Raw genomic sequence first — 12,996 nt, forward strand, 5'->3', positions numbered from 1 at the left:
TCAAATTTGGCTAAATTTAGCCCTTTTTCGCTAATAAAAATATACACGAAAGTATCAGCACAAATCCTACGAAATCCAAAAACACAAATTTTGTCCCTAGCCAAAAATGCGCAAAAAAGGCTGCGCTAACTGGCTCAATCGCGGCGATTAGGCTTGCTTTTGGCGCACCGATTAATTTCACCCCAACCATATAAAAGCTAAATGCCAAAACCGTGCCGAAAAACACCACGCCCAAAAACGCCAAAACACCGCTTAAATCGCTAACGCCAGCTAAATTCCACACGCCCAAAACCCCGCCTAAAACCACTCCGCCAAGCACCATGCCCCAACCTAAATTTAGCACGACGGGGTATTTTTGGTTTAGTTTTTTGGGCGCGAGATTATACACGCAAACGCAAGCTGCGCTAAGCAGACAAAAAATAAGCGCTTTTTGGCTGATTACAAGCGAGCCCAAATCCCCATGCGTAGCCAAAATCACAACGCCTAAAATCGCCAAAATCAGCGAAATAAACTCATTGATTTTAGGTAGTCGCGCCTCCGTGATACACACAATCGCCAAAATCATCGCGGGCGCGGTGTATTGGATCACGGTGGCAACAGCGGCGTTTGAAAGCTCGATAGAATAAAAGTAAAAATATTGCGTCAGCATTAAGCCCAAAATCGAAAACGCCAAAAATTGCGCCCTCAAATTCGCGTCCAAAATCGGCGCAAAAACTCGCCTATCTCGCAACGAAAAGACGCAATAAATCACCAAAACTCCCCCAGCACAAAGCAGGCGAAGCGGGACAAGCCAGTTTGCGCTCACACCCTTTATTTCGAAGAGATACTGACCGCAAACCCCGCTAAATCCCCACAAAACCCCACCAAGAAAGGTTATGAAAATGCCAAAAATTTGACCCTCGAATTTCATTTTCTTAAAAATTCTTCATCGAATTCACGAATTTGTTGTTTGCTTAGTGGTAAATCAGCTGAAATTTTAATAAATATTCCACTCGTAAGAATATCGTCTGAAAATTTTTCCAATCGCCCATTGATTAAAATAGGCGGGCTGTATTGCTCATATAAAACCCCGCCACCGATCAAAACGCTCTTATCGCGCATCGTTTCGGCAAAATATAAACTAGTATTCTCTGGATAAGCGTCAATGAAATTTTCATCTATTTTATTGCCATTTTCATCAAATTCTACAAATTTAATCCATGTTTCCAATTTCTTTTTATTACTTTGCGAAACCACGAGCAAAAACCCATTTTTGTAATTACTTAGCAAATAGCGCACAAAATTATCGCCATTTTCTCTATGCAAATTTTTACTCCAAATTTCATTTAAATCGCTATCAAATTTCGTTACATTTGCTATGCCATCATAAAAAAATCCATTTTCCTTTTTTGTTTTTAACGCAAAAAGCGATCCGTCATCATTTTGGATTATTTTCACATACTCCCAATCGCTAAGACTTTGCTTTTTAATGAGATTTCCATTTAAATCATATTTGAGTAACCCTTGTCCAGCAACCGAAACCAAAATTTTATTATCTTTGGTTTTTAAAATTTGCTCACAAACTGCCCTTGTTTTGCTCGTAGTCTTCGTATCTTTAAGGCTTCCGTCTGAATTATAATAGTATTGTGTGGAATTAGTTTTTAAATCAGTTTTAATGGATTTAGTCCAAATTTCGTTTAAATTTCTATCCAAAAAATATAAATTATTATGCTTATCCGAGGCTACGAAATTTTCCCCAAAGCTAGCTGTTTCGTCAAAAATTTTATCTTTTTCTACGCGTTGCATTATGCGATGAGATTGTTTGTCTAGTATTACATTACGGGCTACTATGTAGCTTTGCATGGTCTCTATTCCGTCCCTTAAATCGGTAAAATTTATATTTTTTTCCCACGAAATTTTACCATTAAAATCAGTTTGTATAATCCTTCCACCTGAATTGTCCAATTTCGCAGCAAACAAATATCCCTCATCGTTTGGTTGCATAAACTGAAAATTATCATAAATTCTAAGTTTAGCACTAGGAAGCTCCCAGATAGCGGTTTGCATTGTGTTTTCATAAGAGCTAATTTTGGCTTGTGGTTCATCAAAACTAGGCTTTTGCGTTTTTGTTTCGTTTTGAGTAGTTATTTGATTTTGCGATTGATTTTGCACCGGCACACTAATTTCATTATTTTGGCTTTGCACATTTTGCTGTGTTTGAAGCTTAGAAAAATAGATTGTTACAACACAAATTACCGCAAAAGCGATAACACCAAATTTGTACAAAAAAAATATATTTGGATCATTGCTATTTTTCAACAACACTTACATAATCTCCATATCCACCGGAACCGGGCTCTGCTTGTAAAAATAGATATTTTTTATCTTGTGAAGGCACGGCAAAAAGATCGTGGCTTTCTGGCATATTATAGCTTTTAATCAGCATAGGATCTAGCTCGTATGATAAATCCACAATCTCAATTCTAGCAAATTTGCCCTCTTCTGTTTTAGAATCCCAGCCAAGGTAAGCTAAATTTGCATTTTCATCTATCGTCATAGTCCTTGCTGTCAAATTTCCATTAGATAAGTATTCGCCTAGAAATTTTATATTTTTTATATCGCTGATATCATAAATCCTAAAACCTTCCATTGTGGAAGTGTAAAGCCTTGTATTGTTTTTCGCAATCTTAAAATCATGCATCATTTGATATTTTCCACCCTGAATCCAATTAAAATCATAACTGCGATATTTAGATTTAATATTTTTTGGATCGCTAACATCAAAAATATGCATTTCATTGAAATTTATAAACAAAATTTCATTTTCTGAAAGAAAATCAAAATCCCCTCTTGGGCGTATGGCACCCAGCTGTTCTTCATTATCACTATCGCTAGTATCGCTAACAAACTCGTCTAATATTTTCATTTCTGACCCAGAAATATCAATCGTAAAAAAACCTTTTGTCGTCTTAGCAAAAGCAATTTTATCATCACGGCTTAGCTTAATTTTAAGCGGAACCTCTAATGGCAAAGCAGAAATAAGCGTAATGTGAGCAGGGTTACTGATATCAAAATACAAAATTCCATTATGTGGATCGGCGACATATAGTCTTTTTCCGTCCCTACTCTCAGCAATATCTATATTATTGACAAAATATCTTGCTTTTGGATATTTGTAAATTCCGATTGGAGCAATTTTCTTAGGATTGCTAACATCTATAATCATAAATCCATCTCGGTTTATCCCATACGAAAAAAGCCTTTTACCATCGTGCGATAACTTTAATCTTCTTGCATCAGCAAAAACATCAACAACATTATTTGCAAAATCTGACTTATAAAAAAATATCTCGTTTTCGTCGCCTACAATTCGAGGTTTTGGAGTGCTTTGTGGTGCTGGTTTTGGCTCTGGTTGGACCTGTGGGCGCGGGCTAGGTTGAGCTTGCGGGCGCGGGAGTTCAACCTGCTTTATGGTCGTATCTTTTGACTCTTTTGGTTGCGAGTTCTCATGTTTGATATAAACAAACGCAAATGGCAAAACTACAATTATTGTTATAAGAATTCTAAAAAGCTTTTTCTTTAACTTTATATTTTTATCTCTCATTTTAAAATTCCAACGAAATTTCAGATTTAAATTTTTCTATTTTTTGATTTGCTTTTACTTTTTCATCTAATTTATCTGTGATTTCTTTTAAATTTTCAAGCTCGGTTTTTAAATTTTTCAAAGATTGCTCTTTTAGGGTATCCATTTTATTCAAAGCTTCATCGATTTGACTAAACGCCTCTTTTAAATTTTCCAAATTTAGCGTTCCTTTTGATGACATTGCAAAAATTTCATCACTTTGTTCGTTCATTTTTTTTGCATTTTGCAAAATTATTTCATCGGCTAGGGATTTTGTTTTTTCCACCGCCTGCATGACATTTTTTTGATTTTCCAAACTCACAGCCATTGCAACGCCAATTTCTAGGGCTCTTTTGGTTACGATTTTGACATTTGAGATATTATCGATTAGTTCGTAGTTTGTGTTTGCAATCTGGTCGCTTGATAAAAACCCTTGCCTTGTAACAGCCAAAATTTCATAAATGCTTCTAATTTTTTTATTTAAATTTAAAAGCAGATTATTTTCGTAAAATTTCTTATCCTCTGGCGGAAATTTTGCTAAATTTTGCTCTATCGCGCGAACTAACTGCTCAAAAACAATCGCCTTTTTTTGCAAAGATATAGCACTTTGTTTATAAAACTCTTTTTCATAGTCCAAAACAGCATTATCTTCTCTTAGAAGTTTTTGTCCCTCTTCCAAATGCGAAAGCGTTTCATCTATCGTAGCTTTTGCTGTTTTAAATTTTTTCAAATACGCATTTATCGGCTTTCCTACAAACGGTAAAAAAGATAAAATTTTGCTAGGCGTAAAATTAAATTTATAAGGATTAATCGCAGATAATTCATCATTTAGCTTTATTAGCGACTTGCTTATGCTGTGCGATTTGTCGCTTTCTATGCTTTGAAGTTGCGAGATTTTCACGCTTAAAAGCGATGATGAATTTTCTAATTTTTGGGTATCGGCTATGGTAATGCTCTCCAAAATTTCTCTTATTTGCGCACTATCCTTACCAGATAAAAACGCTAAAAGCTCCATTGCTTTTTCATTGATTTTCTCTTTATCGCTTTGATTGATTTCATCTTTAAAAACAGCATTAGCCAAATTTACCTCACTATTTTTTATCGTATTTACAATCAAATCCGTAGTCATATCTTATCCTTTGTTTAGTTGTTTTATAAGTTTTAGAGTTCGCTCTAACTCAAATTCAGCAAAAGCACTCTCTTTTTCGTTTTTATTATTGCCACTCAGTTCATCGATATATTTATCCAAACAATCCATAAGCGAAGCGTTGTTTTCGCTATTTTTGTGAATTTGCTGAACAAGGTGCATTTTATTTATAGAATTTGAACTAGCCAGACTCTGTTTGAGTTTGGCATTGGTATTTAAATTTTTTATATAAACACTTAATGTTTGATTTATAAGATTTATGATTTTTATACTTGCTAGGCTTGTGCTTGAAAATTTATCATTTACCAAAATAGAAATAATTTCTATTTTTTTAAATATATTTGCATCTTTGCTAAGGTCGTATTTGCGCACTATTTCCTCGCGAAAAAGCTCGAATTTCTCTTTTTCTCTCTCTATTTTATACTCTTGCCTTGTCTTTTTAAAACTTATAACAAACAAAATTACCCAAAAACCACAAAGCCCTAAAAGCACCAAAAATATATCTTTGTATAAATTTGTATGTTTTAAAAAATACAACCACAATAAAAATCCATATAAAACGGCAAAAACCACTATAAATGACCAGAAAAACGATGGTCGTTTTCTAAAAAAATAGATTATTTCGTCCAACATAAATATATTCCTAATCCACAAATTTAAAAGGCAAATTCACGCTAAATTTAACGCAAATTTGCCAAATTTAAGAATTATTTATTTGCTAAATACTCTTGCAAGCTTTTCACTTCTAGTGCGCTTCCATCTTGAACCGCACACACTGACATAGTAGCAGCGAGCGCGGCCTTGATATTCGTAAAATACGGCAGTTTAAATCTCACCACAGCTTGGCGGATTTTAAATGTATCTGACGAGCTTGATTTAGTGTCGCTGGTGTTGATGACAAGGGCGATTTCGCCATTTTTTAGCTTATCTTCGATATTTGGGCGACCTTCTGAAATTTTATAGACGAACTCGCACTCTAACCCCGCCTCTTTTAGCGCCTTGCAAGTCCCGCCAGTGGCAATCAAACTAAATCCTGTTTCAACCAAAGTCTTAGCTAGGCTTACCCCTTTTTCTTTGTCGCGATCAGTCAAGCTCATAAACACAGCGCCCTTGCTTGGCAAGACATTGCTGGCTGAAATTTGGCTTTTGGCAAAGCTTTTTGCGAAATTCTCGCTAATACCCATAACCTCGCCCGTGCTTTTCATCTCAGGCCCTAGCGCGATGTCGCAGCCTGGGAGTTTATTAAACGGAAATACGCTCTCTTTGACACATACTCTGCCACTCACGCGCGGTTTTAAAATGCCCTTCTCCTCGCACAAAACGCCAAATTTATCGTAAAATTTAAGCGCCTCGCGCAAATTTCCTTGCCACATTACGCGAGTGGCGACTTTGGCCATTGAAATTCCAGTTGCTTTGCTCACAAACGGCACGGTTCTAGAAGCTCTCGGATTGACCTCAATCATATAAAGCTCGTCCTCAAAAATCGCAAACTGAATATTCATAAGCCCCACGACGCCCAAATTTAGCGCGATTTGTTTTGTGGTTTCGTTGATTTTATCAATCATCTCATCGCTTAGGCTCATTGGAGGCAGTATGCTAGCACTGTCTCCTGAGTGGATTCCAGCCTCTTCGATATGCTCCATTATAGCGCCGATATAGACATCTTTGCCATCGCTTATAGCATCGACATCAAGCTCAGTTGCATCAAGCAAAAATTTATCTAATAATACCGGCGAGTGGTAGCTCACGCTCACGGCCTCGCTCATATACTCTTTTAGCTCATCGACATTATGCACTCTTCTCATAGCCCGTCCGCCAAGCACATAGCTAGGGCGCACAAGGACCGGATAGCCGATAATCGCGGCTTTTTCGATTGCTTCGGCTTCGCTAATGGCTGTGTCGTTTTTAGGCTGTTTTACGCCGATTTTAGTGATAAATTCGCTAAATTTCTTGCGGTCTTCTGCGATATCAATCGTGCGCGCGCTCGTGCCGATAATCTTGGCTCCGATTGCGTTTAGGCGTTTGGCAAATTTAAGCGGAGTTTGTCCGCCAAAATGCACGATTACGCCCTCTGGCTTTTCTGTCTCGATTACGGTGCGAACATGCTCGAAATCAATCGGCTCAAAATACAAAATATCGCTCGTATCATAATCAGTAGAAACCGTTTCTGGGTTGCAGTTATACATAATGCTCTTTATGCCAAGGTCTTTTAGCGCGTAACTTGCATGCACACAACAATAATCAAACTCTATGCCCTGCCCTATGCGGTTTGGGCCACCGCCGATGATTAGGACTTTTTTGGCGTTTTGCGGCGTTCTGGTTGGCAGGTTTGGCGTGATATTTGTGCTAGAATACAAATACGGCGTGAGAGCCTTAAATTCGCCTGCGCAGGTATCGACTTCGTTATACTCTAAATTTATGCCGTGTTTTGCGCGCGCAAAGAAAATATCGTTTTGCGTAAGGCCTAGATTATCGACTTTGTTGATCAAATGTGCAATCATTTTGTCCGAAAAGCCCATAGTTTTGGCTTTGCGAAGCAAATTTGGAGCATTTAGGATATCCATGTCGATTTTGACTTCAAATTCGACGATTTCGTGAATTTCGCGCAAAAACCACGGATCGATTTTGCTAAATTCAAAGACTTCATCTACACTAAATCCCTCGCGAAAAGCTTGCGCGACATACAAAATTCTATCCTGTCCTGCGTTTCTAAGCCCAAAAATCAAATCATCTTTGCTTAAATTTAACTCGATAAAGCCATAGTAGCTTTTCTCCATTGAGCAAAGTGCCTTTTGGATACTCTCTTTAAATGTGCGCCCAATCGCCATTACCTCGCCGATACTCTTCATCGCAGTGCCAAGGTGCGGGTTCGCGCCCGGGAATTTCTCAAAGGCAAAGCGAGGGATTTTTGTGACGATATAATCAATCACAGGCTCAAAACTCGCAGGCGTGCCTGTAATATCGTTTTTGATTTCATCTAGGCTAAATCCCACAGCTAGCATGGTAGCGACTTTGGCTATCGGGTAGCCTGTGGCCTTGCTAGCTAGGGCTGAGCTACGGCTGACACGCGGATTCATTTCGATTACTATCATGCGACCGGTATTTGGATTTATGGCAAATTGTACATTGCTACCACCCGTATCGACGCCAATCTCACGCAAAATCGCAAAACTTGCATCACGCATTCGTTGGTACTCTTTATCCGTGAGCGTCAAAGCTGGCGCAATCGTAATGCTATCGCCCGTATGCACGCCCATAGGATCAAGGTTTTCGATAGAGCAGACGATTATGCAGTTATCTTTATTATCTCTGATAACTTCCATTTCATACTCTTTCCAGCCAAGCAAACTCTCTTCAATCAAAATTTCATGGATTGGGCTGATATCAATGCCGTTTTGTGCGATTTCTTTAAATTCGTCGATATTATACGCTACACCTGAACCAGCCCCGCCTAGCGTATAACTAGCGCGGATAATGAGCGGAAAGCCGATTTCTTCGGCTGCTTGATGAGCTTCTTCCATAGTGTAGGCGTATTTTGACTTTGGCAAATCCATACCGATTTTAATCATAGCTTCTTTAAAAGCCACGCGGTCTTCGCCCTTTTTAATCGCTTCTGGTTTAGCGCCTAGAAATTTCACATCGCCTAACTCGCCACTTTCATAGACTTCCATTGCGACATTTAGCGCAACCTGACCGCCCATAGTAGGCAGTATCGCATCGACACCCTCTTTTTTGATAATTCGCAAAATGCTCTCTTTTGTGATTGGCTCGACATAGGTCGCATCTGCAAAATCAGGGTCTGTCATAATCGTAGCTGGGTTTGAATTTATCAAAACTACGCGATAGCCCAAATTTTTCAAAGTCTTAGCAGCTTGTGTGCCACTATAATCAAATTCACACGCTTGACCGATGACGATAGGACCGCTTCCGATAAGCAATATCGTCTTTACATCTTCTCTTTTTGGCATTATCTTTCCTTTGTAACGACATACAAAAACGTTGGCATATTTGGATTTGCGTATGGCTCTATGACAGCGCTTTTGTATAATTTACCACTCTGAACTGATTTGACCCGCCCCACAGGCACACCCTCGAAAAATATCTCGTCCTTTCCGCTCGTATAAACCTCATCGCCGACTTTTGGATCTAGCCATTGCGGGATAAATTTCACCACCAAAGCATTTCCCTCGCCGTTTGCAACGCCTGGAATTTGGCTCTCGCCGATTGAGACAGAAAAATTGCTTTTTTCATCTTTTTGGAGTATGGCTAGGGGTTTGTTATCGCGATTTACGACGATTCCTACGGTTTTGCCCTCGCTAATGAGACCATAGACTTTATCTGGATTGAAATTTTTAAAATTTATCCAAAATTTGTTGTAATCGTTCAAACTAGCGTAACTTAGCGTCCTAACAAGCTCGACGCGCGGTTCATAAGCGGAGCTGTTTTTATCAAGCAGAATTTTATTTAACTCTCCCGCAAAGGTGCCAAGAAGCATGGCGGATTTTTTCAACTCCTCGTTTTCGGCGCGCAGGGCTTCGATAGTGTTTGCTTGATCGATATGTTTTGAAATTTTGTTTTTTATAAAGCTCGTAATATCTTTGTAAGTATCGATAGCTCCTCCGCTAAGACCGATAAATTTACCATGAATTTGCGATCCAAAAATAAGCGAAGTAGCCACCAATACCACAGCGATGAGTAGAAACTTTACATTAGTCATTTGCTGCTTGTTTTAGCGATTTGATCTCTTCTAGGGCTTTGCCAGTGCCGTTTGCAACGCAAAGAAGCGGTTCATCTGCTACGAATACAGGCAGTTTCACAGCCTCGCTTAGATATTTATCTAGCCCTCTAATTAGCGCGCCTCCGCCAGTTAAAACCACGCCGTTTTCTACGATATCGGCTGCGACTTCTGGCTGGATACTTTCAAGCACAAATTTTAGCGCGTCAGCGATTTCGCGGATTGAGTCTTTTATCGCCTCTCTGACATCTTCGCTAGTTAAATCAACCGAGCTTAAAAGCCCACTGATTTGGTCCTTGCCTTTGACCGTGTAGGTTAAATCTTTTGGTTGTTGGATTGCGGTGCCGATTTTGATTTTGATCTCTTCGGCTGCACGCTCTGAGATAAGAAGGCTGTATTTTTCTTTGACATAATTTACAATGCTAGCGTCGATTTTATCGCCTGCTACGCGCACTGATTTTGCATTTATAATGCCCCCTAGTGAAATCACACCAATCTCTGTCGTGCCACCACCGATATCTACGACTAGTGAGCCTTTCGCCTCGGCTACTGGAAGCCCTGCGCCAATCGCTGCCGCCATTGGTTCTTCGATTAGATAAACCTCGCGCGCACCTGCTATCATCGCGCTTTCTCTCACGGCCTTGCGCTCGACTTGCGTTAGACCATAAGGCACAGAGATGATAATCCTAGGACTTACGAAAAAGCGTCTTTTGTGCGTTTTTTCGATGAAATATCTAATCATCTTTTCAGTCATATCAAAGTCTGCGATAACGCCGTCTTTCATCGGGCGCACAGCCTCTATATCGCCCGGTGTGCGACCTAGCATCTCTTTGGCTTCTGCACCCACAGCTATGATTTTTTGTTTGCCATAGCGTTCGTTTTGCACCGCCACGACGCTTGGTTCGTTTATGATTATACCTTTATCTTTGAGCAAAACTAGCGTGTTTGCCGTGCCAAGATCAATCCCCATATCACTAGAAAATAAGCCTAATAAAGAATCAAGTAACATTTATTCCCCTATGCAGTTAAATTTTGTTTTACTAATATCGGCTTTGCGCCCTCACTGACTACCTCTTTTGAGATAATCACATCATATCCACTAAGCTCTGGTAGGTCAAACATTATATCAATCATAATCTCTTCAATAATCGATCTAAGTCCCCTAGCACCAGTTTTGCGCTTGATAGCAAGTTTTGCTACCTCGCTTAGAGCTTCATCGTCAAATTTCAAATTTGCCCCGTCGATTGCGAAAAGTTTTTGGTATTGTTTTAAAATCGCATTTTTTGGCTCGGTTAAAATTCTAACCATTGCCGCCTCGTCGATTTCGTTTAAACTCGCCATGACATGAAGTCTGCCGATAAGCTCAGGGATTAGCCCATAATGCACCAAATCATCAGCCTCTACCATGCCAAGCAAATTTTGGTTTTCCTTTTTGCTTCGTTTTTCTTGCCCAAAACCAAGCACATTTTTGCCGATTCTGCGTCCGATAATCTCGTTTATGCCATCAAACGCTCCACCGCAAACGAATAAAATATTTGTCGTATCAATCTGAATAAAGTCCTGATTAGGGTGTTTTCTGCCACCTTTTGGCGGGATATTTACCACACTTCCTTCGATGATTTTAAGAAGCGCTTGTTGCACGCCCTCGCCACTGACATCACGCGTAATCGAGCGATTTTCGCTCATTCTAGCGATTTTATCAATCTCATCGACAAACACAATTCCTCGCTGAGCCCTATCGACATCGCCACCGGCTGCTTGAAGCAGGCGAGTTAGGATATTTTCGACATCTTCGCCCACATATCCAGCCTCTGTTAGGCTTGTAGCGTCGCTGATTGCAATAGGCACATCTAAAAACCTAGCCAAAGTCTGCGCCATAAGCGTTTTTCCACTTCCTGTCGGACCGATTAGCAAAATATTTGATTTTGAAATTTCAGTATCGTCGCCCTCTATCTCATCTTTGCGAAAAATTCGTTTGTAGTGGTTATAAACACCCACACTAAAAATCTTTTTTGCCCTTTCTTGGCCGATTACATATCTATCCAAAACCTCCATTAAAGCCTTTGGTTTAATCGCCTCGAAATCTATCTCACCTGCGATTCGTTCGCTTTTTTTTGCGACCTCCCCGCCATGAAGTGCTGCATAAGCCTGATCTATACAATAGCTACAAATCGAAGCCGTGCCACTATCGTTTGGGAAAATCGTAAGTCCGTCCTTTTCGCTCGAACCACAAAAACTACATTTATCTGACATTAATTTCTACCCTTATCTAGCGGAATTCCGCGTTTTGTGTTTAATATAAAATCGCACATTTTTTTCACATGCGCATTATCTGTTTCGTTTATCAAAATTTCGGCTTGTTCTTTTAATCCCACGCCTTGGTTAAACAAAAATTTATATGCTTTGTTGATGATTTCGACCGTATCTCTGTCAAATCTACGGCGAATTCCTGTTAAATTTAGCCCCCTGATATAGGCTCTGTTTCCCTCCGCTAGACAAAACGGCACTATGTCTTGTCCAAGCGCGCTAGCCCCTGCTATCATGCAACTCTCGCCGATTTTGACGAATTGATGCACGGGGGTTAGACCGCCGATTACTGCGTAATCGCCCATTTGCACATGCCCAGCCAAAGTGGCTGAATTTGCCAAAATAATATTATCGCCTAAAATACAATCATGCGCCACATGGCAATACGCCATCATAAAGATATTATCGCCAATGCGCGTAAATCCATCTCCCTTGTGCGAACCAGAGCTAATGGTGCAAAATTCGTGGATTGTGGCGTTTTTGCCGATTATGAGGCCTGTTTTTTCGCCTACTTCAAAGCTGATATCTTGCGGGATATCGCCCACAATCGCATAAGAGAAAATTTTAGAATTTTCGCCGATTGTAGTATCGCCGATGATGCGCGCGCCCTGCTTTATGAGTGTGCCAGAGCCAATTTTGGCCTGAGCGCTTATGAACGCATAAGGCTCGATTATGACATCATCGCCCAAAACTGCGCCATCTTCTACGATAGCGGTGTGATGAATTTTGCTCATTTTATTTATCCATTACCATTGCTTGAAGTTCAGCTTCGGCTGCCAAAACATCGCCTCCTGCGTCATCTTTGATATACGCTTCGCCCTTTAACTGCCAAATTCTGCCTCTGTGTTTAATCGCCTCTAAGCGGTATTCTAAGCGATCACCTGGGCGCACTGGTTTGCGAAATTTCGCTTTGTCGATACTCATAAAATACACAACCTTATCGCTTAAATCTGTGCCCTCAGCTTCCATAGATTTAAACGCCAAAATTCCCCCAGCTTGGGCAAGTCCCTCGATAATCATCACGCCAGGATAAATCGGGTGGCCAGGAAAATGTCCTTGGAAAATTTGCTCGCCATAGGTGATGTTTTTGTAAGCGATTATCGTTTTTCCCATATCCATATCGGTAACTTTGTCGATCAAAAGCAACGGGTAGCGGTGCGGGAGTATGTTTAAGATTTCGGTTATGTCAATCATTTCGTATCCTTG

Annotated in this window: 11 protein-coding genes; all 11 read right to left on the bottom strand. The window is 40.0% G+C overall.

From position 1 onward, the window contains the following. Window positions 1-16: 16 nt before the first annotated feature. Window positions 17-910 carry a DMT family transporter gene (locus tag PF027_RS07030; protein ID WP_270872727.1) on the bottom strand — a complete coding sequence of 298 codons (894 nt, stop codon included), beginning with the start codon at window positions 908-910 and terminating at the stop codon, window positions 17-19. Beyond that, window positions 907-2,184, bottom strand: a complete 1,278-nt coding sequence (locus PF027_RS07035) for a hypothetical protein (protein ID WP_270872728.1) — start codon at window positions 2,182-2,184, stop codon at window positions 907-909. Before PF027_RS07035 ends, PF027_RS07030 begins: the two co-directional genes overlap by 4 nt. Window positions 2,185-2,287: 103 nt before the next feature. Further along, complete coding sequence (locus PF027_RS07040; RefSeq protein WP_270872729.1) at window positions 2,288-3,583, bottom strand: hypothetical protein; 1,296 nt, start codon at window positions 3,581-3,583, stop codon at window positions 2,288-2,290. 1 nt (window position 3,584) lies between these two features. Continuing rightward, a complete protein-coding gene (locus tag PF027_RS07045; RefSeq protein ID WP_270877256.1) occupies window positions 3,585-4,730 on the bottom strand; it encodes a toxic anion resistance protein in 1,146 nt (381 codons plus the stop codon). Window positions 4,731-4,733: 3 nt separating this feature from the next. After that, window positions 4,734-5,381 carry a hypothetical protein gene (locus PF027_RS07050; protein ID WP_270877257.1) on the bottom strand — a complete coding sequence of 216 codons (648 nt, stop codon included), beginning with the start codon at window positions 5,379-5,381 and terminating at the stop codon, window positions 4,734-4,736. A 74-nt stretch (window positions 5,382-5,455) separates the two neighbouring features. Next, window positions 5,456-8,716, bottom strand: a complete 3,261-nt coding sequence (gene carB, locus PF027_RS07055; protein WP_270877258.1) for a carbamoyl-phosphate synthase large subunit — start codon at window positions 8,714-8,716, stop codon at window positions 5,456-5,458. Continuing rightward, a complete protein-coding gene (gene mreC / locus PF027_RS07060) occupies window positions 8,716-9,465 on the bottom strand; it encodes a rod shape-determining protein MreC (RefSeq protein WP_270872733.1) in 750 nt (249 codons plus the stop codon). The genes carB and mreC overlap by 1 nt, the downstream gene beginning before the upstream one ends. Continuing rightward, on the bottom strand, window positions 9,458-10,492 hold the full coding sequence (locus PF027_RS07065; RefSeq protein WP_270862807.1) for a rod shape-determining protein: 1,035 nt from the start codon (window positions 10,490-10,492) through the stop codon (window positions 9,458-9,460). The genes mreC and PF027_RS07065 overlap by 8 nt, the downstream gene beginning before the upstream one ends. Window positions 10,493-10,500: 8 nt before the next feature. Beyond that, window positions 10,501-11,736, bottom strand: coding sequence for an ATP-dependent Clp protease ATP-binding subunit ClpX (gene clpX, locus PF027_RS07070; protein WP_270868979.1), 1,236 nt, complete (start codon window positions 11,734-11,736; stop codon window positions 10,501-10,503). Next, window positions 11,736-12,524, bottom strand: a complete 789-nt coding sequence (gene lpxA, locus PF027_RS07075) for an acyl-ACP--UDP-N-acetylglucosamine O-acyltransferase (protein ID WP_270868980.1) — start codon at window positions 12,522-12,524, stop codon at window positions 11,736-11,738. The genes clpX and lpxA overlap by 1 nt, the downstream gene beginning before the upstream one ends. 1 nt (window position 12,525) lies before the next feature. After that, on the bottom strand, window positions 12,526-12,984 hold the full coding sequence (fabZ, locus tag PF027_RS07080; protein ID WP_270859936.1) for a 3-hydroxyacyl-ACP dehydratase FabZ: 459 nt from the start codon (window positions 12,982-12,984) through the stop codon (window positions 12,526-12,528). Window positions 12,985-12,996 lie beyond the last annotated feature (12 nt).

Origin of the sequence: Campylobacter sp. VBCF_01 NA2, assembly GCF_027797205.1 — a bacterium.
Classification (GTDB): domain Bacteria; phylum Campylobacterota; class Campylobacteria; order Campylobacterales; family Campylobacteraceae; genus Campylobacter_B.